The 23,525-nt window shown below is 54.6% G+C and carries 24 protein-coding genes and 1 pseudogene; 14 read left to right on the top strand and 11 right to left on the bottom strand.

What is annotated here, in order from left to right; genetic code table 11:
• The first annotated feature begins 33 nt into the window (after nt 1–33).
• Nucleotides 34–1,599 carry a bifunctional GNAT family N-acetyltransferase/carbon-nitrogen hydrolase family protein gene (locus CZ787_RS09380; protein WP_087108501.1) on the top strand — a complete coding sequence of 522 codons (1,566 nt, stop codon included), beginning with the start codon at nt 34–36 and terminating at the stop codon, nt 1,597–1,599.
• Between the two features lie 147 nt (nt 1,600–1,746).
• Here the strand turns inward: CZ787_RS09380 and CZ787_RS09375 are convergent, their stop codons facing one another.
• Complete coding sequence (locus CZ787_RS09375; RefSeq protein ID WP_087108499.1) at nt 1,747–2,124, bottom strand: winged helix-turn-helix transcriptional regulator; 378 nt, start codon at nt 2,122–2,124, stop codon at nt 1,747–1,749.
• A gap of 203 nt (nt 2,125–2,327) precedes the next feature.
• On the opposite strand from CZ787_RS09375, the gene CZ787_RS09370 reads away from it, so the two are divergent.
• The 3 genes from CZ787_RS09370 (at nt 2,328) to CZ787_RS09360 (ending at nt 4,795) form a co-directional block, all read left to right on the top strand.
• Nucleotides 2,328–2,795, top strand: a complete 468-nt coding sequence (locus tag CZ787_RS09370) for a nuclear transport factor 2 family protein (RefSeq protein ID WP_087108497.1) — start codon at nt 2,328–2,330, stop codon at nt 2,793–2,795.
• A 154-nt stretch (nt 2,796–2,949) separates the two neighbouring features.
• Nucleotides 2,950–3,552 carry a TetR/AcrR family transcriptional regulator gene (locus CZ787_RS09365; protein ID WP_176372204.1) on the top strand — a complete coding sequence of 201 codons (603 nt, stop codon included), beginning with the start codon at nt 2,950–2,952 and terminating at the stop codon, nt 3,550–3,552.
• Nucleotides 3,545–4,795 carry a multidrug effflux MFS transporter gene (locus CZ787_RS09360; RefSeq protein ID WP_087108492.1) on the top strand — a complete coding sequence of 417 codons (1,251 nt, stop codon included), beginning with the start codon at nt 3,545–3,547 and terminating at the stop codon, nt 4,793–4,795. Before CZ787_RS09365 ends, CZ787_RS09360 begins: the two co-directional genes overlap by 8 nt.
• Before the next feature lie 79 nt (nt 4,796–4,874).
• Here CZ787_RS09360 and CZ787_RS09355 read toward each other — a convergent pair whose 3' ends face one another.
• The 4 genes from CZ787_RS09355 to CZ787_RS09340 all read right to left on the bottom strand — a co-directional run bounded on the left by CZ787_RS09355 (nt 4,875) and on the right by CZ787_RS09340 (nt 8,413).
• A complete protein-coding gene (locus tag CZ787_RS09355; protein ID WP_087108490.1) occupies nt 4,875–5,180 on the bottom strand; it encodes an MGMT family protein in 306 nt (101 codons plus the stop codon).
• Between the two features lie 35 nt (nt 5,181–5,215).
• Nucleotides 5,216–5,824: an FMN-dependent NADH-azoreductase gene (locus CZ787_RS09350; RefSeq protein ID WP_087108488.1), complete on the bottom strand. Its 609-nt coding sequence runs from the start codon at nt 5,822–5,824 to the stop codon at nt 5,216–5,218.
• A gap of 166 nt (nt 5,825–5,990) precedes the next feature.
• Complete coding sequence (locus tag CZ787_RS09345; protein ID WP_087108485.1) at nt 5,991–7,442, bottom strand: alanine/glycine:cation symporter family protein; 1,452 nt, start codon at nt 7,440–7,442, stop codon at nt 5,991–5,993.
• A gap of 95 nt (nt 7,443–7,537) precedes the next feature.
• A complete protein-coding gene (locus tag CZ787_RS09340; RefSeq protein ID WP_087108484.1) occupies nt 7,538–8,413 on the bottom strand; it encodes a LysR substrate-binding domain-containing protein in 876 nt (291 codons plus the stop codon).
• A 124-nt stretch (nt 8,414–8,537) separates the two neighbouring features.
• Here CZ787_RS09340 and CZ787_RS09335 point away from each other — a divergent pair, with 124 nt between their 5' ends.
• Entirely contained in the window at nt 8,538–9,710 is a 1,173-nt protein-coding gene (locus tag CZ787_RS09335) for a TauD/TfdA family dioxygenase (RefSeq protein ID WP_254908600.1), read from the top strand.
• 40 nt (nt 9,711–9,750) lie between these two features.
• Nucleotides 9,751–10,701 carry an ABC transporter substrate-binding protein gene (locus CZ787_RS09330; protein WP_412767843.1) on the top strand — a complete coding sequence of 317 codons (951 nt, stop codon included), beginning with the start codon at nt 9,751–9,753 and terminating at the stop codon, nt 10,699–10,701.
• Between the two features lie 9 nt (nt 10,702–10,710).
• On the opposite strand, the pseudogene CZ787_RS09325 reads toward CZ787_RS09330, so the two are convergent.
• A pseudogene (locus CZ787_RS09325) lies at nt 10,711–10,860 on the bottom strand (YjbQ family protein); the annotation flags it as partial.
• A gap of 87 nt (nt 10,861–10,947) precedes the next feature.
• A complete protein-coding gene (locus tag CZ787_RS09320; protein WP_087108482.1) occupies nt 10,948–11,883 on the bottom strand; it encodes a LysR family transcriptional regulator in 936 nt (311 codons plus the stop codon).
• A 111-nt stretch (nt 11,884–11,994) separates the two neighbouring features.
• Between CZ787_RS09320 and CZ787_RS09315 the strand changes: the two genes are divergently transcribed.
• Complete coding sequence (locus CZ787_RS09315; RefSeq protein ID WP_087108480.1) at nt 11,995–13,068, top strand: tartrate dehydrogenase; 1,074 nt, start codon at nt 11,995–11,997, stop codon at nt 13,066–13,068.
• Nucleotides 13,069–13,135: 67 nt separating this feature from the next.
• On the opposite strand, the gene wrbA is transcribed toward CZ787_RS09315, so the two are convergent.
• Nucleotides 13,136–13,735 (bottom strand): NAD(P)H:quinone oxidoreductase, encoded by a 600-nt coding sequence (gene wrbA, locus CZ787_RS09310; protein WP_087108478.1) that lies wholly within the window; start codon nt 13,733–13,735, stop codon nt 13,136–13,138.
• Between the two features lie 346 nt (nt 13,736–14,081).
• Between wrbA and CZ787_RS09305 the strand changes: the two genes are divergently transcribed.
• The 6 genes from CZ787_RS09305 (at nt 14,082) to CZ787_RS09280 (ending at nt 19,513) form a co-directional block, all read left to right on the top strand.
• On the top strand, nt 14,082–15,086 hold the full coding sequence (locus CZ787_RS09305) for a succinylglutamate desuccinylase (RefSeq protein WP_087108476.1): 1,005 nt from the start codon (nt 14,082–14,084) through the stop codon (nt 15,084–15,086).
• Nucleotides 15,087–15,285: 199 nt separating this feature from the next.
• On the top strand, nt 15,286–16,056 hold the full coding sequence (locus CZ787_RS09300) for an ABC transporter ATP-binding protein (protein ID WP_412767842.1): 771 nt from the start codon (nt 15,286–15,288) through the stop codon (nt 16,054–16,056).
• 14 nt (nt 16,057–16,070) lie between these two features.
• Nucleotides 16,071–16,772: an ABC transporter permease gene (locus CZ787_RS09295; RefSeq protein ID WP_087108472.1), complete on the top strand. Its 702-nt coding sequence runs from the start codon at nt 16,071–16,073 to the stop codon at nt 16,770–16,772.
• A gap of 1 nt (nt 16,773) precedes the next feature.
• Nucleotides 16,774–17,505: an ABC transporter permease gene (locus CZ787_RS09290; RefSeq protein ID WP_087108470.1), complete on the top strand. Its 732-nt coding sequence runs from the start codon at nt 16,774–16,776 to the stop codon at nt 17,503–17,505.
• Between the two features lie 131 nt (nt 17,506–17,636).
• Entirely contained in the window at nt 17,637–18,407 is a 771-nt protein-coding gene (locus CZ787_RS09285) for a transporter substrate-binding domain-containing protein (protein ID WP_087108468.1), read from the top strand.
• A gap of 299 nt (nt 18,408–18,706) precedes the next feature.
• Nucleotides 18,707–19,513 (top strand): TraX family protein, encoded by an 807-nt coding sequence (locus tag CZ787_RS09280; RefSeq protein WP_087108466.1) that lies wholly within the window; start codon nt 18,707–18,709, stop codon nt 19,511–19,513.
• A gap of 150 nt (nt 19,514–19,663) precedes the next feature.
• Here the strand turns inward: CZ787_RS09280 and CZ787_RS09275 are convergent, their stop codons facing one another.
• Together CZ787_RS09275 and purE are read right to left on the bottom strand one after the other, a co-directional pair.
• Nucleotides 19,664–20,800: a 5-(carboxyamino)imidazole ribonucleotide synthase gene (locus tag CZ787_RS09275; RefSeq protein WP_087108464.1), complete on the bottom strand. Its 1,137-nt coding sequence runs from the start codon at nt 20,798–20,800 to the stop codon at nt 19,664–19,666.
• A gap of 11 nt (nt 20,801–20,811) precedes the next feature.
• A complete protein-coding gene (gene purE, locus CZ787_RS09270) occupies nt 20,812–21,327 on the bottom strand; it encodes a 5-(carboxyamino)imidazole ribonucleotide mutase (protein WP_087108461.1) in 516 nt (171 codons plus the stop codon).
• A 213-nt stretch (nt 21,328–21,540) separates the two neighbouring features.
• Here purE and CZ787_RS09265 point away from each other — a divergent pair, with 213 nt between their 5' ends.
• Nucleotides 21,541–21,813, top strand: a complete 273-nt coding sequence (locus CZ787_RS09265) for an XRE family transcriptional regulator (protein WP_018918645.1) — start codon at nt 21,541–21,543, stop codon at nt 21,811–21,813.
• A gap of 74 nt (nt 21,814–21,887) precedes the next feature.
• Here CZ787_RS09265 and chrA read toward each other — a convergent pair whose 3' ends face one another.
• Nucleotides 21,888–23,084, bottom strand: a complete 1,197-nt coding sequence (gene chrA, locus CZ787_RS09260; RefSeq protein WP_087108459.1) for a chromate efflux transporter — start codon at nt 23,082–23,084, stop codon at nt 21,888–21,890.
• Between the last annotated feature and the right edge of the window lie 441 nt (nt 23,085–23,525).

The following is a 23,525-nucleotide window of genomic DNA, read 5'->3' as shown; positions in this document are numbered from 1 at the left end:
GCTGTTTTCTTTTTTATTCTGGAATCCCCTGATATGTCCCTGGAAGACCTGCATCTAAATCTGCGCAACCTGACGAGCGATGATTACGATCAGCTCAAGACATTGATGGACGCTGTCTATCATAACATCGGCGGCGCTTGGCCCCGTCACACCATCGACAAGCTGATTCAGGAATTTCCCGACGGCCAGATCGCCATTGAAGATGACGGCAATCTGGTAGGCGTAGCGCTAACGGTTCAGGTGGATTACGACGAGTTTTCCAACCCGCATAAGTATGACGACCTGATTGGCCATCGTGAGATTATTCTCAACGATGAAAATGGCGATGCGATGTACGGGCTGGATGTGCTGATTCACCCGGACTACCGCGGCCACCGCTTGGGGCGGCGCCTATACGAAGCACGCAAAGAGCTGTGTCGTTCGCATAACCTGCGCGCCATTTTGGCGGGTGGGCGCATTCCCGAATACTATCAGCATGCCGATGAGCTAACGCCGGCCCAGTACATCGAAAAAGTCTCTCGCAAGGAGATTTATGATCCCATTCTGTCGTTCCAGTTGGCTAACGACTTTCAAGTAAAACGCCTGCTGCGCAAATACCTGCCCGAAGATGAGCAGTCAAAGGGCTACGCGACCCTGCTCGAGTGGAACAATATTCTCTTTGAGCCTGCCGACAACGTGCTGGATACGCGCCCGACCCAAGTGCGTGTTGGCGCCGTACAGTGGCAGATGCGTGAGTTTGCCTCGGTAGAAGCTGCCCTCCAGCAGATTGAGTATTTTGTCGACGCGCTTTCAGATTACCAAAGTGACTTTGCGGTTTTCCCGGAGCTATTCACCACCCCGCTGATGGGCTTGCAAGACCGCGCCGCCCAGCAGGACCAAATGGCGGCGATACGCTTTCTGGCAGGCTTTACCGAGCGCTTTAAAGCCGAACTTTCACGCATGGCGGTCTCCTACAATATCAATATTGTCGGCGGTTCAATGATTGAAGTAGGCGAGGATGACCGGCTCTATAACGTTGCCTACCTCTTCCACCGTGACGGCGAAGTAGACAAGCAGGCCAAACTGCATATCACCCCTCAGGAGCGTCGCGATTGGGTAATCGAAGGCGGTGACAGCTTGCAGGTGTTTGACACCGATGCAGGCCGCGTGGGCATTTTGATCTGCTACGACGTGGAGTTCCCGGAACTCGGCCGTCTCCTGGCCGACCAGGACATGGATATCCTGTTTGTGCCGTTCTGGACCGACACCAAGAATGGCTATCTGCGGGTTCGCCACTGTGGTCAGGCGCGCGCCATCGAGAACGAGTGCTACGTAGTTCTCTGCGGTAGCGTCGGCAACCTGCCCTCAATTGAAAACCTGGATATCCAGTACGCGCAGTCTGCGGTCTTTACCCCTTCTGACTTCGCCTTCCCCCATGATGCAGTGCTGGCGGAAACCACACCCAATACCGAGATGATTTTCTTCTCGGACCTGGATTTGACTCGCCTAACCGTGGTGCGCGCAGAAGGCTCAGTGACGAACCTGAAGGATCGCCGCAAGGACCTGTTTGATCTGCGCTGGCGCGACTGGTCATTGAAATCAGGCTCCATTGAAGTATAAGCGCGAGCTGGAAGCCCTATGCCAATAACCAAGTACGGACGCAATTCGGGTACATTTTAATAAATGAGACAGCCAACAAGCCCACGATTTAGTCGTGGGCTTGTTAGTTAGGGGATGTTTTTAATTCTCACATAGCCCGTTTCAGGTCTACGTCTGGCTAGCCTGATACTGCAAACGAGCGGCCACGATGGTGCGGTGATGGGCATCTGCCCACGCTACCAGCTGTTGCATCGGCTCAAGAAAAGAGCGCCCCAACGGGGTTAGAGTATATTCCACCCGTGGCGGGACTTCAGGATAGAGCGTACGCGTGACAAAGCCATCCTGCTCCAGCTGTTTGAGGGTACGGGAGAGCATCTGCTTTGAAATATCACCAATCTCACGCATCAAGGCATTAAAACGCAGCGTGCCGGGGGCCAGGGCTTCCAGAATCAGTAAGCTCCACTGGTCGCCAATGCGGTCAAGCACATCGCGAATCGGGCAAGGCTGTTCAAGAACGATCTCTTCGCTAGCGGTAATGGCAGTCATCACGGCTCCATGGATGGGTATGCAGTGGGCATATAGATGTGACCGGGTCAGGTAAATGTGACTTCTTGTGCGGTCATGGGAACTCCTTTAAGTTTACCCCAAGGTCTACATTTTAGACCGTTTATTAAGGTGAAACTCAAGGGGCATGATGCGGTGATTAGTGCTGTGCCTTTGATCCATCTACCCGAAACAGGAGTGTTGACATGTCGTTACTGAAACCGTTGAGCGTTGCCACGTCAGTGCTGATGCTATCTTTACCCGCCGTATCGTTTGCGCAAGCCGAACGTGATCTTGAGGCCGAGGAAGCAAACCGGGCATTGGTCATCCAGTTCTATAACCAGTTCTTCAACGAGCATGAAACAGAGCAGAGCTCATTGGTGCTGGCGGAAGATTACATTCAGCACAATCCGGGCGTACCGGATGGCAAGGCGCCTTTCGTGGATTACTTTGCAGGCTACTTCCAGGAAAATCCGGACTACCAGAGCGAGATCGTGCGTAGTGCAACCGATGGCGACCTGGTCTGGCTGCATGTTCACTCTACCAATGGTGATGAGGATCGCGGTGAGGCCGTTGTGGATATCTTCCGCGTTGAAAATGAAATGATCGTCGAGCACTGGGATGTCATCCAGTCTGTGCCGGAAGAAGCGGCCAACGACAACAGCATGTTTTAAATCGGATAGTGTCAGATTATTGGCCCGAAAGGGCCTTTTCTACACCACTCAAAGCTACCTACCGGTCGGTAGCTTTTATAGTATGATGCGTCGCTTGGTTTTTGACATGCTTTAAGCATGCATCATCAAGATGTTTCATGTTCGGAGACTCGAAATGTTATCCACGACAACACCCGCGCTACGCCGGGTGCTCAACGCGGCCGTTGCCCAGTTTGCCCGGCATGGTTATGAGGGCGCCTCACTGGCGGGGATTGCTGCCGACGCCGGTATTCGCAAAGCGTCGCTTTATTCGCATATCAAAAATAAGGACGCGCTGTTTTTGGCGGTGTTTGAAGATGCCTTGAAAATTGAATCGCAATTTGCTCATGAATGCTTTGAGCATTCCAATACTGGACTGCCAGGCCAGCACTATTGCGAATCGTTGTTGGCACGTTACGCCGACTCTGAGCACTTTCGGTTTCTGCTACGCACCTCGTATATTCCACCTGAGTCGCTTTTCCACGAGCTTCAGGAAGGCTACGAAACTTACATGCAACAGCTGTTAGCAGATTTTACGGCAGCGCTGCGTCGCCATGTGGGGGAGGCACTCTCCGATCAAGATGCCCTGATACTGGGCCACGCTTACATGGGCATGGTGGATAGCCTCCACGTGGCGCTTATTTATATTGGCACCGAGCGCTTTGAGGCACGTCTCAACGCGCTTGAGCGCCTTATGGGCGACAGCATCGCCAAGCTTGTAGGAGAGCATCATGACTGAACAGGCCATCCGTGAGAATACTCACCAAAGTACCGTGGGCATGGCGCTAGTCACTCTGCTGGCCCTTTTGACCGCACTCGATGCCATGGCGATTGATATGTATCTGCCCGGCATGCCGATGATTGCGCACACCTATGAGGTCTCGGCAGGCAGCGTGCAGCAAACGCTGTCGGTCTTTTTGGCAGGACTGGCGCTGGGGCAGTGCCTTTATGGCCCGCTACTGGAGCGTTTTGGCCGCCGAATGCCGCTCCTGGTGGGGCTTGTGATCTTTGTGGCGGGCTCGGTGGTTGCGGCCATGGCGCCCACGCTTGAGTGGTTACTTGCTGCCCGATTTTTACAGGCCATCGGCGCGGCCGCCGGATTGGTCGCGCCGCGTGCCATTGTGGCCGATCTTTGCGATGTAAAAAGCTCTGCCAAAATCTTTTCGCTATTGATGCAAGTCATGATGATTGCACCCGTCGTGGCGCCCATGATGGGAGGCTTTCTGCTTGAGCACGGTGGCTGGCGCGGTATTTTCTGGATGCTGGCAGCTCTCGGCGTTATTGGATTGGCATGGAGCCTGGCCGCCATTCCCGAGACGCTTGATGTTGGGCAGCGCACAACGCTTAGCGTAAGCAGTGTCGTGCGTGGGTATCTGGCTCAGTCTCGTCGTCGAGTCTTCATGACTTATACGGCGGCCGGAGGCTTTGTTCTGGGGTCACTTTTCACCTATATCAGCGCCGCAGCGTTTGTGTTTACCGACCATTTTGGCATGACCCCGACCCATTTCAGCTATCTGTTTGCCGCCAATTCTGTCGGGCTGATTATCGGTGGCATGCTGTCCAATGCGTTGTCTGCACGCGGTATGACGCCTGCCGGGGTAACTTATATCGGGCTTGGTATACATGCACTGGCGGGTGCGCTTTTATATCTGGTCGTCACGACGGATATGGTCACGTTCGAAACGTACGTGGCGCTGCTGGGGGTGGCGATCGGGGCGCTCGGGCTAGTGTTTGGTAATTTGACCGCGCTAACCATGAACGCTGGCGGGGCGCAGGCCGGCGTGGCTTCGGCGCTGATGGGTACCCTGCACTATGTGGTCGCGGCGGCCGTTGGCTATGTTGCCAGCTTGGCGACCCAGGGGCCGCATCTGATGCCACTAACACTTACGCTGTGTGGCGTGACCGCTTTATTGCTCTGCCGACTTGCCGGTGCCATGACGATAAAAGCACAGGACGTTCACCTCGATGGGGCACGTACTTAGCGCTTTTCAGAAAGGGATAAATGAACGAACAAACGAAAAAGCCGCGCAACCGCGCGGCTTTTTCATTGAAAGACTTATTCTACGGCTCATCCGGCCACACCAGATGACGCGGCACGCGGCCCTTGGCATCAAACATCACGCCTTCATCACGCAATTTCTGGTGCTGACGGGTAGCACCGCCGTGGTCAGCAAGTTTAAGTGAGGCCGCAATCACCCGGTGCCAGGGAAGCTCATGGCCATCGGGCAAGTGGCGCATGGCAGACCCCACCATTCGTGGTGTGGCGCCTTCTGTCATAGCGGCAATACGCCCGTACGTCGTGACTCGCCCCGCCGGAATCTGATCGACAATCGTATAGATCTGCTCCAATAGTTCGGGACGTGCCATAACGGATTCTCCGTAATTACCTCAGGCTAACGGGCTTATAGCGCTTCCACCAACTGATCAATTGCCTGAAACGCTTCTTTCTGCGCCGCAGCACGCTGCTCTTCGCCCATGTTCAGGCCTTCTGCGTACACAACATCAACATCGGTAATGCCCATCAAGCCTAGCATGCTTTTCAGGTGTGGCGTTTGGCTATCCATGTCCGACCCCGCATACATACCGCCACGGGCCGCCAGAATAATCACCCGCTTACCTTCGACTAGACCTTGTGGGCCGTTTTCTGTGTAACGGAACGTTTCGCCAGCACGCAGTACGCGGTCAAACCAGGCTTTTAACTGCGAAGGGATGCCCAGGTTATACATCGGTACAGCCAAGACCAACACGTCATTAGCACGCAGTTCGGCCAACAGTTCATCAGAGCGAGCAGCCAGTGCTTTCTGCTCGTTGCTGCGCTCATCAGCCGGTGTCTGCCATGCGCCCAGTTCCGCAATATCCAGGTGAGGAAGCGCATCGGCAACCACGTCGCGTTTAGTGACATCGACGCCTTCGCGGGCAGCCGCACGGCTTTGGAAGTGGTTGGCCAAGGCGATAGATTGACCGTTTTCACCAAGTACAGAGGAGGTAACCAACAGGGCACGAGTTGTCATTTTAAAAAAGCTCCAACGCAGGATTAATAAGGAATTGGCGCTATTTTACGATGATTTTGATTAATCAAAAGCGCAATGATATGAGCGTTACGTTCGATAAAATCGAATTATGATATCTATAAAAAAACCCCGCTTTTGTATAAGCAGGGTTTTAGTTGGCGGGTGATTAGTGCTGCTTAGGCCACGCCTTGGGATCAACCTTATTGGCTAACTTGGGGAATTTGCTGGGATCAAAGGTAGGTTCTTTGCCTGCCTTCAGCTGCGCCTCGTAGTCACGGAACAACGCAAAAGCAACAGGTGAAAGCAGCAGGATAGCCACCAGGTTAATAATGGCCATCATACCCATGGAAAGATCTGCAAAGTTCCAGATCGCCCCCAGACTCGCCACCGATCCCACCATGATCATCCCCAGCACCGCCAAGCGGTAAAGGAGAATCGCCACCGGCGCTCGACGACCGGCTAAATACTCAATATTGGACTCGCCGTAAGAGTAGTTGGCAATCACAGAAGTAAACGCGAACAGCAAGATTGCGACGGCTACAAACATGCCCCCCCAATCGCCTACGTGGCTTGAAAGCGCCATTTGGGTCAATTGGATACCATTCGTCTCTTCACCGGCTAAAAGCTCAGGCCCTGCCATAATAATAATGGCCGCAGTGGCCGTACAAATAACCAGCGTATCCAGAAACACACCCAGCATCTGAATAAAGCCTTGGGCAGCCGGATGGTTGGGGCGCGTGCTGGCGGTAGCTGCCGCATTCGGCGCCGAACCCATGCCCGCCTCGTTGGAGAACAGGCCGCGTTGAATGCCGTGCATAATCGCTTGTGACACGGCATAACCCACGGCCCCACCAGCCGCTTGTTCAAGGCCAAAGGCGCTCTTCACAATGGTCATGATGGCTGCTGGGAAGTCACCGATATTAAGCCCGACTACAACAAGCGCGAGTAACAGGTAAAGCAGTGCCATTAATGGCACCACCAGCTCCGCGACCTTGGCGATGGACTTTAAGCCACCAAAGATAATCGGCGCCACAACGACCACCAAGACTAACCCCATGGCCCAGGTGGGAACAGCAAATGCCTGCTCCATGGCCTGGGCGATGGAGTTGGCCTGTACGCTGTTAAACGCCAATCCAAACGCGATAATCAAACAGATGGAAAACAGCACGGCCAGCCAGCGCAGTCCAAGCCCACGTTCAATATAACGGGCTGGTCCACCGCGGAAGGTGCTATCGCCATGGTCTGTTTTGTAGGCCTGCGCCAAGGTAGATTCGACGAAGCTGGTCGCCATACCCACCATGGCGGTCATCCACATCCAGAAAATCGCGCCAGGGCCACCAAAATAGATCGCCACCGCCACACCCGCCAGGTTGCCGGTGCCTACGCGTGCCGCCAGGCTCGTCGAAAGCGCCTGAAACGAGGAGATACCGTCACCAGCGTTGCGCGAGGTGCGCAGCAGTTTAAACATGTGACCGAAATAACGTACCTGAATCGCGCCGGTTCGTATCGTAAAGTAGAGGCCTGCGCCGATCAGTAAGTAGATCAGCACACTGCCCCATAACAGCCCGTTGCCGCGATCAACCAACGCGGTCAACAGTTGAGGTACCGAAAAATCCATACAACACGCCTTTTTTTAACTTATCGGAGGCGCTTCATTCTTCACGCCTGCACCAAAATGGCAAGAAAATTGGTGTATTTATTCTTAAAACGCCCCTAAGTGGCGTCAGTATCCTTCGCTAACCACACCCAGACCAAGGCCGCTTCGTCATCTATTTGGCGACGGCTGGGACGTACCAGCCAGAACTGCTCATCGCTTGGCACACTAATGGACGGAAACGGCGTCACCAGGTCATTGCGCTGCTCCAACAAACGGCGATGAATGAGCGCTACCCCTGCGCCTTGGCTAGCTAACGCTAACGTCATCACTTGGTTATCGCATGTTATAGAACGACACTGCGTTTCCAAGTGACCCACGCCCGCCGCCTGTAGCCAGCCTGACCAGCCGACACCAAACCCTACCGCGTGAAGCAACGTGTGCCCTCTTAAATCGGCAGGCGTTGTTAGCGTTGCAGCAAGCGTTGGAGAACACACTGGCAGCAGTTGTTCATCGCCTAACGAGTGCATTTCAACGCCACTCCATTCGCCTCGCCCATAACGGATTTCGATATCGGCGCCCTCTGCCCCATAGTCATCTGGCCAGATAGCGCTAACCAGGCGAATGGAGATGTGTGGACAGTGCTGGTAAAGAGCAGCCAAGCGCGGCGCCAGCCATGATTGCTGGAGGATCGGCGTGGCTCTTAATGTCACAGGCTGCCCACTGGTAGCGCCAAACACCTCAGTCGTTCCTTCGCTGATCCGCGAAAAAGCATCATTGATACTGGGCAGCCAGGCTTGTCCTACAGGCGTGAGGGTTAAGCTTCGCGCATGGCGCACAAAGAGCTTTTGCCCCAACCGCTCCTCCAACAATCGAACTCGCTGACTAATGGCCGCCTGGGTAACGGCCAACTCATTTCCAGCCGCGGTAAAGCTGAGCGTTCGCGCCGCCGACTCAAACGCCTGCAGCCATAATAGTGGCGGTAACTGACTCATGGTAAACCCACCTATAAGTAAAACGAGGTCTTAGGGGCCATATTAATCATTTGTTTGAGCCATGACGAATGCGCATTCTAAGTGGCCGAATTTAAGCGTTTTTCATCACCATAAAGAGGCAAAAATGACGAGTACAGTGTTTGCCGCCGAAGCGCATCAGGCGCCCCAAATGGGCGAATTTACCCCTTACTACTCAGGCCCATCACTAAGCGACGCGATGCTCACCGAGGAAGGCGTGACGCTGACATGGCAAACCAGCGACGTTACTACGCTACCACTGCTTTGGCTGCGCGATCACTGCGCCTGCCCTGAGTGCCGCCACCCGCAAACACGCGAGCGGCTCTATATTCCTCTGGCTGACATTAACGAAGCACCCGATATTAGCCTGCAAAATGGGCACCTCTATTTACACTGGAAGGACGGACATACCAGTGCCTTCCACAGCGGCTGGCTCTATCAGCGCCGCCCGGAAACGCGCCTGACATCACCTGTTCCGAAGTCGGCTCCTTGGGTTGATAATTTTTTCCCTGAACGCATTTTACATGCTGACCTCCTCACCCCAGCGGGTGAGAAAGCCTGGATTACTGCCCTGCTACGCGATGGTTTAGCGCTGGTTACAGAAGCCCCATTGATGGAAGAAGAAGTCAGCCGTTTAGCGGAACGCATTGGCCCACTGCGCACGACTAATTTCGGCGCTCGTTTTAATGTACGCTCAAAGCCTAACCCTAATAATGCGGCGTATACGGCGGCAGGTTTACCCCTACATATAGATTTGCCCAACTGGCAGCAACCACCGGATATCCAGCTACTTTACTGCCTAAAAAATGAGGCCAGCGGTGGCGAATCACTGTTTGCCGACGGTGTCCGAGTCGTTAACGCATTGCGTCACCAGGACTCCAACGCGCTGACTATTCTGAGTGAGACCCCGATCGATTTTCGTTTTCAGGACGAGGCAACCGATATTACCGTTCGTGCCCCAGTCATTACCCTTGATAGCAGCGGCAACCTGGTAGAAATACGCTTGAATAACTGGATTCGGGATACCCTTCATCTTCCCGCCTCACAAATGAACGCATGGTACCGTGCCTATCGGACGCTGTGGCAGCTCTTCCACAGTGAAGCGCATCAGTTGGAATTTACGCTGCGCCCCGGTCAAATGGTGGCCTTTGATAATCGGCGTGTACTCCATGGACGACGAGAATTCGACCCCAATAGCGGCGCTCGTCACCTCCAGGGCACGTATTTAGACCGCGACATGCTCGCCTCTCGCCTGCGTGTGTTGGCACGCCACTCATAAACCGCCCCGCGCGATATAAAAACTCAGCAAGGAGATCTCAATGAAAACCTGCCTACGCCTCTCACCCAGCATGCCTTTGGTAGCAACAGCACTCTTATCCGCTGCATTTGCATCCACCACGCACGGCGATGATCAAACACTTGATTTTGGTGTTCCCGCTTGGCCTGGCATTACCGTAAAGACGGAAATAGCCGAACAGCTATTAAACCCGCTGGGTTATGAAACCCGCGCGCAAGAGATTGGCCTGCAGGTGATCTATCAGGGTATGGAGAGCGGTGATATCGATGTATTTCTGGGCGCCTGGCTGCCTGCTCAGCGTGACATGTTCACCCCACGCAAAGAGTCAGGCTTACTGATTGATGTGGCGAACAACGTTGATGGCGCGCAAATGACGCTGGCCGTGCCTACCTATATTTACGAGAGCGGCATTCAAAGTTTTGCTGACCTTGCCGAAAACCGCGACCTGTTTAACGGTCAGATTCTCAGCTTTGGCGCTGGCTCGGCCGCCAGCGAAATTCTCCATGACGCCATTGATAATGACGCTTGGGAGCTGGGTGACTGGCGCCTGGTTGATACCAGCGAAATCGCCATGCTGTCCGCCGCTCGCGATGCTATCGACCGCGAACAAGCGGTGGTCTGGGTCGGCTGGACACCTCACTGGATGAACCTTGAGCTACCCATGCGTTACCTGGAGGATCCAGAAAATCTGTTCGGTAAAAACAACGGTGAAAGTGATGTGCTTACCCTGCTGCGCGCCGACTATGCTGAAGCCAATCCCAATATCACTACGTTTTTTGAGCAGTTCAGCTTCACCGCTGACGAACAAAGCTGGATGATCCAAGCGTTTGGCCAGGACGAGCGTGCGCTTTCAGAGGTAGCCCAGGAGTGGATCAGCAATCACCCCGAGCGGGTAGAAGCCATGCTTGCCGATGTAACGAACACCGACGGCGAACCAGCATGGCCAATTATTAAAGCGCAGCTTACGTTATAAGTGCGCGTCTTATGCCAACGCATCGCAACCATTTAACGTAGCAAGGATGCGCCGCGGCCCTCCCCGGTCGCGGTGCTCGCCTAGCCAGAGGCCTTGCCACGTACCCAGCGCCAAGCGCCCATCACGCACGCCCAGGGTTAACTGAGTCCCTAACAAGATACTTATTTTATCCAATGGTTTCTGACCGAACGTGTCAGTGCTCTATGAGTTGATCATCGTCGTTTATGGTGATGAGTGCCTTCGCCATCAATCGAGGCAAGTAATGTCTGGCAACGGCGGTACTCGCCCGGTTATGTCACGCTGCGCATGGTCAATAAACGCGCGTAACCGCGTGGGCACATGGCGACGCTGCTCAAATACCGCATAAAAGTCGGCCCGCACGCCCTGCCATTCAGGCAGCAATGGCACCAGCGCCCCACTGGCCAAGTGCTCGTTTACATCCCACCATGAACGCATCATTATCCCGTGTCCGTCCAGGGCCAGCCGAGTAATGACTTCCCCGTCATTACTGGCCAGCCGCCCGCTTACCTTCACTGACTGAACGCAGCCCGGGTCATTACAACGCTCAAAACGCCAAAGAGGAAAGTCCGTATCGTTTTCACGAATCACCAGGCATGCCTGGCGCACAAGGTCGCCAGGCGCGTTCAACGGTGCCATTCGGGCGATATAACGGGGCGCTGCACACAGCACACGGCGATTGGGCAAAATTGGCCGAGCAATCAAACGTGAATCCGGCGGCTCGCCAACCCGTATACCGACATCAAAGCCGTGATCGCTCAGGTTAAGCGGGAAATTGGTGAGCTCCAGCCATCCCTCAACCGCTGGGTGCATTGCACAAAAGGTGGAGAGCAGCGGCGCAATGTGCTGCCGACCAAAACCAAAGGTGGCATTAACCCGCAGCCGTCCGCTAAGCCCATGCTTATGTGTATCGTTGAGAGAGTTCTCAAGCTCCCCCAACTCATCCAGAATCAGCGCCCCGCGGGAAAGATAACGCTCGCCTTCTGCCGTTAGCGTCAACCGCCGGGTGGTGCGTGCGGCAAGCTCCACGCCCAAACGCGCCTCTAGCTGCTTTAAGCGCTTGCTCACCGCCGACAGCGAAAGCCCCAGCTCACGCGCCGTTCCTGTCAAACTTCCTGCACGTGCTAACTGCTGAAAAAATGCAAGATCGTCTAGCGCCGACATGGATTCTCCACTTTCAGGCAACAATAGCTTGAATAGTAGCCTGATTATTATCACTCAGATAGCGGCTACACTGCGTTCATCGCTCATCTTTTTTAATAACAAGGAATCCAAATGGCCCACCGTATTGCAGTGATCGCTGGCGACGGCATTGGTACCGAAGTCATGCCCGAAGGTATTCGCGCCCTTGAAGCCGCAGCCAAGCGCTTTAATATCGACCTTGAGTTCACGACCTTTGAATTTGGCAGCTGCGACTACTACCTGGAGCACGGCCAAATGATGCCGGACGACTGGTTTGAACAGCTCAAAGGGTTCGATGCGCTGTTTTACGGCGCGGTCGGCTGGCCCGACAAAGTGCCCGACCATATTTCTCTTTGGGGCTCGCTACTGCAGTTTCGCCGCCAGTTCGACCAGTACATCAACCTACGCCCTTGCAAGTTAATGCCCGGTATTAAAAGCCCGCTTGCCGGGCGTGAACCGGGCGATATCGACTTTTACGTGGTGCGCGAAAACACCGAGGGCGAATACTCAAGCATCGGCGGCAAGATGTTTGAAGGCACCGAGCGCGAAATTGTCATTCAGGAAACCGTGATGTCGCGCACAGGCGTTGACCGCGTGCTTAAATATGCGTTTGATCTGGCGCAAACTCGCCCGCGCAAAAAGCTCACCTCGGCCACAAAATCCAACGGTATCTCTATCACCATGCCCTACTGGGACGAGCGCGTGCTGGAAATGGCCAAGCAGTATCCGGAGATTGATGTCGATAAATTCCATATTGATATTCTGACCGCCAACTTTGTACTGCATCCCGACTGGTTTGACGTGGTCGTCGGCAGCAACCTGTTTGGCGATATTCTTTCCGACCTGGGGCCGGCGTGTACCGGCACTATCGGCATTGCCCCTTCGGCCAACATTAACCCCGAAGGCAAATTCCCCAGCCTGTTTGAGCCGGTACACGGCAGCGCACCGGATATTGCAGGCAAAGGTATCGCCAACCCAATTGGGCAAATTTGGTCTGGCGCCATGATGCTTGAGCATCTGGGCTATAAAGAAGCCGCTGATGCGATGGTGACAGCGATTGAAGATGTGCTTCGCGAAGGTGACAGCCAAGTGGTCACCCGTGATGTTGGCGGCCAAGGCACCACTGAAAGCCTGGGCCGCGCGATTGCCAAACGTTTAAGCCTGTAACCCCTTCGCCAATAAAAAGCCACCCCGCAGATAATTATCGACGGGGTGGCTTTTTATTGGCGGTTGGTTACTCCGCCAGCTTCGCAGCGATTTTCGCAACGTGCTCGCCCTGAAAGCGCGCAAGCTTCAGTTCACGCTCGCTTGGCTGGCGGGAGCCATCACTACCTGCCAAAGTCGCCGCTCCGTAAGGGTTACCGCCGCTGACTTCGGAAATATCAAACTGCTCTTCAATGCCATAACCGACGGGCACAATCACCATGCCGTGGTGGGCAAGCGTCGTCCAGGTGGAGGTAATCGTCATCTCATCGCCACCGCCGGTACCTGTTGAGGTAAACACACTCGCCACTTTGCCACGCAAGGTGCCGTTAGCCCATAAGCCGCCGGTTTGGTCAAAAAAGGTGCGCATTTGGCCGGTCATATTGCCAAAGCGGGTTGGGGTACCAACAATAATCGCATCGTAATCGGCCAGTTCCTGGGGAGTCGCTTCGGGCGTATCGTAATCCTGCTTACCGCCGGCATTTTTGAAAGCATCTGCGGGCATGGTTTCAGGTACTCGCTTAACGGTTACCTCTACGCCTTCAACTTTCCTTGCCCCTTCTGCAACGGCCTTGGCCAAGGTATCAACATGCCCATACATGGAATAGTAAAGTACCAATACCTTTGTCATTGCTTACTCCTTTGGACTGCGTTTTAGCTACGTTAATGGCATTCCGATTAGGGAATGACTACAACATAGCCTAGCCTGCAGCAGCGAAAAGCGAATGTTTTCCCCTGCTCTCTTCGATTTTCACCTTACGCAGATACAAAGCAGCGGCTGGTTTCTCGCATTGAATTCCAAAAGTGCGCGGCAAAGCGCCCTTCCTATTAAAACGCCCACTCACCGTGAGCGTTTTAGGTACCGTCTTACACTCGAGCGCCCGCCATTTTCATAACCACGACGCTAGTGCTTGCTCCCGTTTTTGAGCATGTTAAAGATAGCGTGTGAATTTCCAACCAATAACAAGAGGCCGATAATGCTGAATCACTGGCTTGACTGGACCCTTGATGGGCACCTTCCCGTACAGCGTAGCGGCCAATTTCCAAGCGGTACTTATCGGTTTCATGCCCCCGGCATTATGGAACTTATCCCTCATACGCCACAGCCAGAGGCCTATGCCTGCGTTTTTTCAGCGGCGATTCATGGCAACGAAACAGCTCCGGTTGAATTGCTCGGTGAATGGCTAAGCGCCCTGGAAGCAGGCACTACCCCGCTGGGTGCTCCCGTACTGGTCATTCTTGGCAATATTCCCGCGCTACGCGCTCAGCAACGGTTTATAGCAACGAACCTTAACCGCCTCTTCAAGCGTGACTTAACAGGCAGCGGTGAGGAGCCAGAACGCGCACGTGAATTAATGGCTGCGGTAGACAAATTTTATGAAACTCACGCCGCGCGGCCCAGGTTGCACTACGACTTGCACACCGCCATTCGTGAAAGCCTCTACCCGATTTTTGTTGTCGAGCCGTTTGCTAACACTGTGACCCTGCCGGAGCAGTGGCAGTGGCTTGCTGCTGCGGGCATGCGGGCCGTGCTTCATCAACACCAGACAAGCTGGACCTTCTCGCACTACAGCAAGCATTACCATGGCGCTCAAGCGTTTACTTTTGAGCTAGGCCGCGTCGCCCCTTTCGGGCAAAATGATAGGGCATCACTGATCCCAATGGGCGCGCTGCTTACGTCGCTCAGCAAAGGCGAAACGCCTGCTCAGCAAGACCCGGCTGCCATGGTATTCTTTCAGGTAGAGCATGAGCTTAAGCGCCAAGCGGAGGACTTTACGCTCTACGTTGATGCTGACATGCCCAACTTCAGCCGTTTTGAGCCCGGCACGCGTTTGGCCTGGGATAGCGTGGCAGGCGATTTCGTGGTTGGCGAGACGCCGCTACATGTCGTATTTCCTAATGCCAACGTGGCGCTGGGTGCGCGGGCGGCGCTTTTGGTGGCTCCGACTCACCCCCCAAGTAAAACCGAAAAACAAGCTTAATAGTTATTTAATAACAACAACATGGAGATAATATCGAGGCACATGTGTTTCACTTACGGTAGCCTTCCTACATTTATCGTATAAGGAAAGCACGCATTTTTCGCTGAGCCTGATAGAATCGCCACTTTTTTCGCGCCAGCCGCACTTAGCCTGCGTTAACTCAACACGTTGCTACCGCGGCAACTTTGTACTGGAGCCTATGTTTATGGCCGCTACTCCCCTGGAAGTGCGTAATATTAAAAAGCGCTTCGGCGATACGGAAGTTCTGAAAGGCCTTTCACTGGAAGCCCAAAAAGGTGATGTGATCACGCTGATTGGCGCTTCAGGGTCGGGTAAAAGTACCTTTTTGCGTTGTATGAACCTGTTAGAGCAGCCGGATGAGGGCGAGATCATCCTTCACGGCGACCCGATACGCTTTAAGGCGACCCGACACGGACGCGAGCCAGCCGATTGGAAACAGGTTGTCCAAATGCGTGCCAAGCTTTCCATGGTGTTTCAGAATTTCAATCTCTGGGCACACATGACGCTGCTTGAAAATATAATTGAAGCGCCTATCCATGTGCTCGGCATTCCTAAAAAAGAGGCGATCGAACAAGCCCATGCGCTGCTTGAGCGTGTGGGGTTAACCGCCCGCGCCAACGCTTACCCGGCGCAAATGTCAGGAGGCCAGCAGCAGCGCGGCGCGATTGCTCGGGCACTGGCCATGAATCCAGAGGTTATGCTGTTTGACGAGCCGACCTCGGCGCTGGACCCAGAGCTTGTCGGCGACGTGCTGAAAGTCATGCGCGATTTAGCCAATGAAGGGCGTACCATGGTGGTGGTTACCCATGAGATGAGCTTTGCTCGCGATGTCTCAAGCAAGGTGATCTATCTTCACCAGGGCTTGGTGGAAGAAGCCGGGACGCCAGATGACGTATTAGGCAACCCGCAATCGTCTCGTCTGAAACAGTTTCTTACTCCTAACTACTGATCTGCGAGGCGACCATGCTGGATTTGCAAGGGTACGGCCCCCGTTTAATCGAAGGTGCCGGGGTCACCGTTCAACTAGCGGTTTTATCGCTACTGTTAGCCATCGCGCTAGGCCTGCTAACCGCCACAGCCAAGATGTCGCGTCACTGGCTATTGCACGGCACGGCAACTGTCTACACGACGCTGATTCGCGGCGTGCCAGACCTTGTCTTGATGATGCTGCTGTTTTACGGCGGTCAAATCGGTGTCAACGCGATTAGTGATATTCTTTACTACAGCTACGACATTGATATTTACATTAATTTCAACGCCTTTGCCGCTGGCGTATTGACCATTGGCTTTATTTTTGGTGCCTATATGGGCGAGACCTTCCGAGGCGCCTTTATGGCAGTGGACAACGGTCAAATTGAGGCAGGCAAAGCCTACGGGATGAGCAGCGCACTGGTATTTCGCCGCATTCGTTTTCCGCAAATGATGCGCCATGCGCTGCCCGGGCTCTCCAATAACTGGATGGTGCTGCTGAAAACCACCGCGCTCGTCTCGGTGATCGGCCTGACCGATATGGTCCGCGTGGCCGCTGAAGCCTCCCGGGCGACTCACGAGCCGTTTGTGTTTTTAATCCCCGTCGCCGTTGCCTACCTGTTGATTGCCAGCGTCTCCGAGTGGATTTTTGCCCGGTTACAAAAGCGCTACGACATCGGCTTTGGAGAGCAGTGACATGCTAGATATTTCCGCATGGTTTAATGACCTTTTGTCCGGCAACCTGATCTTCACTTCCACTACGCTGGGCTACTACTGGACAGGGCTTGTCACCACCACACAGCTGGTGTTTTTGTCGCTGGTGATCGGGCTGGTGCTAGCAGTGCCGCTTGCCATTATGCGCAGTTCACGGCGTAAATGGATCAGCCTGCCCGTGTATGCCTATACCTACGTGTTTCGTGGCACGCCGCTGCTGATTCAGCTGTACATTATTTACTATGGCGTGGTGTTTTTTGACGGCATTCAGGAAAGCTTTTTGTGGCCAATCTTTCGTGAGGCCTTCTATCCAGCACTGATCGCTTTCACTCTTAACACAGCTGCTTACACAACAGAGATTTTCCGAGGGGCTATCAAAGCAACCTCTAAAGGCGAAATTGAAGCGGCCCGCGCTTACGGCATGTCACAAAGCCTGATGATGCGACGGATCATTATCCCCAGCGCGTTCCGTCGTGCCCTGCCCGCCTACGGCAATGAAGTGATTTTTATGCTGCATGCCAGCGCGATAGCCAGCGTGGTCACCTTAATGGATCTGACCGGGGCAGCTCGCTATGTCTATTCACGGTTCTATACGCCGTTTGAGCCCTTCCTGTTTGTCGCGGCTATCTATCTGTGCTTAACGTTTGCCATTCTGTTTTTCTTCCGCTTTTTAGAGAAGAAATTACTTGCGCACTTAAAGCCACAAACCCCGTAAACGGTTCGATTACTAGCGAACGTCAAACAAACGTTGGTTCACAGGGTGTTTTCCTCTTTCCGCCGACCCCAACCTGGGTTACGTTAAAGAGGATCACCTCGGGTGGACCTCTTTAACAACGGAGTTAAATAATGAAAAAGTTGCTATCAGTTTCTTTAATTGGTTTGGCTGTTGCTGCGGCCTCTTCCGCCCAGGCACGTGATTATGATCAGGTGCGCATTGGCGTTGATGTACCTTATGTTCCGATGGAATTCCGCACCCCTGAAGGCGACCTGACCGGTTTTGATATCGACCTGGGCAACGCCATGTGTGAAGAGATCGGCGTGACCTGCGAGTGGATCGAGCAGGAGTGGGACGGCATTATTCCGGGCCTTCTGTCACGCAACTACGACGCCGTCATGTCCTCCATGACCATCAACGATGAGCGTCGCCAGCAGGTGCTGTTCTCTGACCCCTACATCACCATGCCGTCTGCCTGGTTTGCCGCAAGCGACCTGGATATCGACGAAGCCAATGAAGAAACCCTTGAAGGCCTGACCATCGGCGTTCAACGCGGTACGCTCCAGGACAACTACGTCACTGACAACTACAGCAGCGTAGCCGATATCAGCCGCTACTCCACCGCCGATGATATGGTGCTGGATATGGACGCACAGCGTCTGGATATCGTTTTCCTCGATTTCCCGATCGGCCAGTCAACGCTGGTTGAAAACGAAGACGCTGACTACACCATTGTGGGCGAAAAAATCACTGAGCCTAAAGAATACTTTGGTGATGGCTTTGGTATCGCGTTCCGCCAGCGTGATGAAGCGCTTGCCGAAAAATTCAACGAAGCCCTCGCAACACTTCAAGAAAACGGCACCTACGATGAGATTCACGCTCGCTACTTTGGCGAAGAGTAATCACATAGCGTAGTGACTTCCCCATCACCCCGGCCTTTGCCGGGGTGGTTTATTTACGCCCTTGCCTTTTTTCTCCTTGCATCAGCAGCTTAAAAACCAGGTACGCTGGCCATGAACAAGCACGCTGCCCCTTGGAATGAACCAGGTCAGTGTGTGAGAGTCTCTGTATCATTCACTACGTTTATATAGCCGATATAGCTCATACAGCCGATATAGCCGATATAGCCGATATAACCCATATAGCGATGAAACGTCATTTCGCTATCACCGTAATTTAGTCATAAAAACAGGGAGGTTTTATGGCAGCAACTCTCAGCGCCACACCAGACATCAACCGACGCCCGTCTTCCTACTGGACAGGCTGGGGCCAGTGGCTCGCGCTCATTACCATGACGGTAGACCACCTTACCCGCTATGTATTGCCTGGGGATTTTAGCTGGGCAGGCTCCTCTATTGGCCGGATTGCCTTTCCGCTGTTTGCCGCCATGGTCGCTTGGCACGGGCTATTTAATACCCGTAACCCACTGCGTTATTCACGGCGTATTCTGATTATCGGGCTGGTAGCTCAACTCCCTTACATGATGATGCCACGCGCATCGGATGCGTTGATCTTTAACGTCTGCTTTACGCTGGCCAGTGGCCTGGTCTTGGGCACACTGGCCCGCCAAGGCTGGCAGCACTACCAACAGCAAACGCTGGGGTTTGGTTGGCTGCTGTTGGGCACCGCGGTGGGCGTCACGGTGTGGTACCTGCTCGGTTTCTGGGTGGAATACGGCCACAACGGCCTGCTGTTGATTCCACTATTCATGTTTGCCATGCATTCACTTAGCCAAGCGGGCACCCATTTTCAGGCGCGACTTTGGGCAGGCTTGGCCGCCTTTCCCGTACTCTGGGTTGCCGGACAAATGAACGCCTCGGATATGGCGAAATCGTTTACGGTGGGGACCTGTGTCGTGGTGCTGATACTTGCTGCTGGCCTGGCTCAGCGCGTTCCTGCGGTAACGTTTGCCATGCCACGCAGGCTGTGGCTGGCCTGGTACCCTGGGCACTTTGCGTTAATCGCGCTGTGGCTACTGCTGAGCGGGCGTATTGTGCTGGGTTGGTAAGCGTCCAAGCTGGTTCGCGGGACTTTAAACAGAGCTTAAAACGGTCGTAAAAACAGAGCTTAAAACGGTCTTAAAAAAGAGCTTAAAACCGGAATTAAAAAAGGCGCCTCACATCGTGGGGCGCCTTTTCAGTAACTTATTAACGCTTATCTATAATGAGCGCTCAAAACTCCACTCAACCGCCGGGGCATCGGGTATCAGTGCTTGGCAGGCGCGCACCTTTTCCAGCAGTTCAGCGTGGGTAGCGGCCACCACGTTAACGTGGGCCAGCTTCCGCCCTGCCCGCTCGGCCTTGTCGTAGCGGTGCAGGTGGGTATTGGCAAGCTTGAGCATGGCCACGTTGTCACCTTCCTGGCCAATCACATTAACCATACAGGTGGGCGCAATGGCCGCTGTGCTGCCAAGCGGTAATCCTTGAACCGCCCGTAGATGGTTCTCGAACTGGCTGGTAACCGCACCATCCATCGTCCAATGGCCGGAGTTATGCACGCGTGGCGCCATTTCGTTAGCCAGCAGGCTGCCATCGCGGGTTTGGAAGAGTTCAAGCGCCAGCACGCCCACGTAATCCAGCTCATCCAGCAGCGCACGAATATACGTATCAGCCGTTTGCTGCACCTGGGCGTCCAGGTCCGGCAGCGGCGCCACCGAGTAACGCAGAATGCCGCCTACATGCTGGTTCTCTGCCATGGGGTAGAAAACCACCTCGCCATCGCGACCGCGCACAGCAATCATCGAAACTTCGCGCACAAAATCCACAAACGCTTCAACGATCAACTGCGTATGGCCAATGCTTTGCCAAGCGTCAGCCGCCTCTTCTGGGGCTTTTAGGACCGCCTGACCTTTACCGTCGTAACCTTCCGTGACGGACTTTGCCACGACCGGGCAGCCAAGTTCACGTGCGGCGGTTTCAAGCTGCTCTGCGCTCTCGACCACACGGTAAGCAGGCGTCGGGATGTTCAAGCGATCAAACAGGGCTTTCTCTTCAACCCGATTTTGGCATACCTCAATCGCTCGGCTACTTGGATACACCGGCTTGTGCTTTTCGATCTCCTGCACAAGCGTCACCGGCAGATGCTCGAACTCGTAGGTCACAACATCCACCTTGGCGAGAAACTCCGCCAAGTGCTGATTATCCGGGTCGACAATGACCTCGCCGATGCCTGCGCTTGGGTTACCCGTAGTATCCAGGAACGTAAACCGATTGCCTAGCGGGTAGCCCGCCAGCGCCAGCATACGGCCCAGTTGGCCTGCGCCTAAAACGCCGATGTTTGTCGTACCAGAGTTCATGGGGGCTCCTTTTACTCAGCATCCGGCGCGGGGCGCGGGTCCGGGTTATCCAGTACTAGTTGAGTCTGCTCTGCACGGAAGGCCTCAACCGCGTTACGCACAGCGCTATCCTGAAGGCCCACAATCTGCGCGGCCAGCAGGCCCGCATTGGTCGCACCGGCCTTACCAATCGCCAGTGTGCCTACGGCGATACCGCCGGGCATCTGCGCAATCGAGAGCAGTGAATCAAGGCCTTTAAGCGCTTTGGATTCAACCGGCACACCTAGTACCGGCAGCGGCGTTTGTGAGGCCACCATACCGGGCAGGTGGGCTGCACCGCCTGCACCGGCCACAATCACCTGCAGGCCACGCTCAGCGGCGCTTTTAGCATAGTCGAACAGCAAGTCAGGCGTTCGGTGGGCAGAGACCACGCGCGTTTCATAAGCAACGCCTAAGCGCTCCAGCATCGTCACCGCGTGCTCCATCACCGGCCAATCCGATTTGGACCCCATGATGACGCCCACTTTGGGTGCGCTATTCGACGACATGCCATTTCTCCCCGGCCAGTGGCCTTATAAAAAAAAGATAAAAGTGCCGCACGCCAGAAGCAGCCGCGTACGCTAAAATAAGGCACATAGTTTACCAGAGCCAAGCCGCAATCGGGTGTTCACAAGTGTCGCGAAATTTTCATCAAATTAAATATTGAAAAGCACCTGCGTTGGCGGCATTGTGTCCTTGTCATTTCAGACTAATGGAGTCTCATGAGTACGGCATACTCAACTGCTCACGCAGAAACGCTGGATCCTCCGCGAAGCAGCCCTGACCTCGATGTCAGGGAATTAGAAAAACGCACGCGCCTAATGCGCATTATCACGCGTTTAATTGCAGTATCAGATCTAGGAAGCCGGGAAATTGCCCGCCAGGCAGGGCTTCCAGTACAGAAGATTAGCGACTTGCTCGCCGGCAGGCTGGAGCACCTGAATATTGACGAGCTCAATGTTCTGCGCCGCACGTTAGAGCTGGAGGCGCCATAGGAGCAGCCATTAGCCCTTTAAATCACGAACGCCTCGCTTAAGCGAGGCGTTTTTGTAAGGTCTTGGCTCATTATCTACTGAACCGGTATCAAAAGACCGCCCAGTGCAATCACAACCACCACCGCCCAGGCAGGCAGCTTCCACACGGAAAGCAGTAAAAAGCCGCTAAGCGCCAAGGCAAATTCATACGGTCCGATAATCGCGCTGGTCCACACCGGCTGGTAAAGTGCGGCGCCCAGAATCCCCACCACTGCGGCATTGGCACCACGCATCAACGCCTGAGCACTTCCCCATTGGCGAAAGCGATTCCAGAATGGCAGCACGCCCACCAGCAGTAAAAATCCCGGTATGAAGATGGCCAGCAAGGCCACTATCGCACCAACAAGGCCATTAACGCCGGGCAGCAACGCCCCAAGATAGGCGGCAAAGGTAAACAGCGGCCCCGGCACGGCCTGTGCCGCTCCGTAACCGGTTAAAAACGCATCAGGCGTTATCCAGCCTGACTGCACCACTTCCGCTTGTAATAGCGGCAGCACCACATGCCCACCGCCAAATACCAGCGCGCCTGAACGATAAAAGGCATCCGCGATATCAAGCCAAACCGTACTTCCCGCAAGCAACGGCAACCCAATCAATAGCCCAGCGAACAGCCCCAGTGCGATAACGCCAACTGAGCGCGACACAGCAAAGTGGAGTGTTTCGCTTTGCGTGGCAGTCACGGCTTCGCGGCATAGCAGAAACCCCGCCAAACCACCGAACACAATGGCACCCACCTGCCCTAGCGGCCCGCTAACCAATAACACCGTAAACACGGCCAGTAGTGCAATGCCCGTGCGGGTTTTATCCGGGCACAGATTACGCGCCATGCCCCACACCGCATGCGCCACAATCGCTACCGCGACTATCTTCAAGCCGTGGATAAGGCCGCTGGCGACAGGGCCATCCAATACCGCTGCGCCAAACGCAAACAGTACTAGCACAATGGCCGAAGGCAGCGTAAATGCCAGCCACGCCATCGCGGCTCCCCAAGGGCCAGCGCGCATTAGCCCAAGCGCAAAACCCACCTGGCTGCTGGCGGGTCCTGGCAAAAATTGGCAAAGCGCGACCAAGTCCGCATAGGCAGCCTCCGAAAGCCAACGGCGGCGCTCCACAAACTCGGCCCGAAAATAGCCCAGATGCGCCACCGGCCCACCAAAGGAGGTCAGGCCAAGCCATAGAAAAATCCTAAAGACTTCGCTGACGCGCGTGCGTAAATTGTTCTCTTCAGCCATAGTGGAAGGCTCTTTTGTGTAATAGAAAGTGCCCAAGATACCCGCTGCATTTTACGCAGTGATGACAAGCCACCCGGGGCGTGCCACCTAACTACGGCACCGCTCCGCGCTGCATCCGCGGGTGCGCTGGCGCTTACCACGCGCTACTTAATCCGGCAAACGTACAATCACACGCCCACAAATTGAATACCTGCATATCTCGTAGCGCGGCGTAACGTTTTGCGAGGAACGAGCAAATAAGGCACCCGCGAAGGCGGCGCCAGCCGCCCGGGCCGTGCCACCTAACGCCGGCACCGCTTCGCGTTGCATCCGCGGGTGCGCTGGCGCTTACCACGCGCTACGAAATTCGGCAAACGAATAATCACACGCCCACAAATTGGATACCGGCATATCTCGTAGCGCGGCGTAACGTTTTGCGAGGAACGAGCAAATAAGGCACCC

Origin of the sequence: Halomonas citrativorans, from assembly GCF_900163645.1 — a bacterium.
GTDB lineage: Bacteria > Pseudomonadota > Gammaproteobacteria > Pseudomonadales > Halomonadaceae > Vreelandella > Vreelandella citrativorans.
The sequence above is the reverse complement of the archived record's forward strand: the minus strand, read 5'-3'. Positions and strand labels throughout refer to the sequence as shown.

Coding starts and splice junctions, on each gene's coding strand:
- CZ787_RS09380 (WP_087108501.1), top strand. CDS start 34: ATGTCCCTGGAAGACCTGCATCTAAATCTGCGCAACCTGACGAGCGAT.
- CZ787_RS09375 (WP_087108499.1), bottom strand. CDS start 2,124: ATGACTGCCATTACCGCTAGCGAAGAGATCGTTCTTGAACAGCCTTGC.
- CZ787_RS09370 (WP_087108497.1), top strand. CDS start 2,328: ATGTCGTTACTGAAACCGTTGAGCGTTGCCACGTCAGTGCTGATGCTA.
- CZ787_RS09365 (WP_176372204.1), top strand. CDS start 2,950: ATGTTATCCACGACAACACCCGCGCTACGCCGGGTGCTCAACGCGGCC.
- CZ787_RS09360 (WP_087108492.1), top strand. CDS start 3,545: ATGACTGAACAGGCCATCCGTGAGAATACTCACCAAAGTACCGTGGGC.
- CZ787_RS09355 (WP_087108490.1), bottom strand. CDS start 5,180: ATGGCACGTCCCGAACTATTGGAGCAGATCTATACGATTGTCGATCAG.
- CZ787_RS09350 (WP_087108488.1), bottom strand. CDS start 5,824: ATGACAACTCGTGCCCTGTTGGTTACCTCCTCTGTACTTGGTGAAAAC.
- CZ787_RS09345 (WP_087108485.1), bottom strand. CDS start 7,442: ATGGATTTTTCGGTACCTCAACTGTTGACCGCGTTGGTTGATCGCGGC.
- CZ787_RS09340 (WP_087108484.1), bottom strand. CDS start 8,413: ATGAGTCAGTTACCGCCACTATTATGGCTGCAGGCGTTTGAGTCGGCG.
- CZ787_RS09335 (WP_254908600.1), top strand. CDS start 8,538: ATGACGAGTACAGTGTTTGCCGCCGAAGCGCATCAGGCGCCCCAAATG.
- CZ787_RS09330 (WP_412767843.1), top strand. CDS start 9,751: ATGAAAACCTGCCTACGCCTCTCACCCAGCATGCCTTTGGTAGCAACA.
- CZ787_RS09320 (WP_087108482.1), bottom strand. CDS start 11,883: ATGTCGGCGCTAGACGATCTTGCATTTTTTCAGCAGTTAGCACGTGCA.
- CZ787_RS09315 (WP_087108480.1), top strand. CDS start 11,995: ATGGCCCACCGTATTGCAGTGATCGCTGGCGACGGCATTGGTACCGAA.
- wrbA (WP_087108478.1), bottom strand. CDS start 13,735: ATGACAAAGGTATTGGTACTTTACTATTCCATGTATGGGCATGTTGAT.
- CZ787_RS09305 (WP_087108476.1), top strand. CDS start 14,082: ATGCTGAATCACTGGCTTGACTGGACCCTTGATGGGCACCTTCCCGTA.
- CZ787_RS09300 (WP_412767842.1), top strand. CDS start 15,286: ATGTTTATGGCCGCTACTCCCCTGGAAGTGCGTAATATTAAAAAGCGC.
- CZ787_RS09295 (WP_087108472.1), top strand. CDS start 16,071: ATGCTGGATTTGCAAGGGTACGGCCCCCGTTTAATCGAAGGTGCCGGG.
- CZ787_RS09290 (WP_087108470.1), top strand. CDS start 16,774: ATGCTAGATATTTCCGCATGGTTTAATGACCTTTTGTCCGGCAACCTG.
- CZ787_RS09285 (WP_087108468.1), top strand. CDS start 17,637: ATGAAAAAGTTGCTATCAGTTTCTTTAATTGGTTTGGCTGTTGCTGCG.
- CZ787_RS09280 (WP_087108466.1), top strand. CDS start 18,707: ATGGCAGCAACTCTCAGCGCCACACCAGACATCAACCGACGCCCGTCT.
- CZ787_RS09275 (WP_087108464.1), bottom strand. CDS start 20,800: ATGAACTCTGGTACGACAAACATCGGCGTTTTAGGCGCAGGCCAACTG.
- purE (WP_087108461.1), bottom strand. CDS start 21,327: ATGTCGTCGAATAGCGCACCCAAAGTGGGCGTCATCATGGGGTCCAAA.
- CZ787_RS09265 (WP_018918645.1), top strand. CDS start 21,541: ATGAGTACGGCATACTCAACTGCTCACGCAGAAACGCTGGATCCTCCG.
- chrA (WP_087108459.1), bottom strand. CDS start 23,084: ATGGCTGAAGAGAACAATTTACGCACGCGCGTCAGCGAAGTCTTTAGG.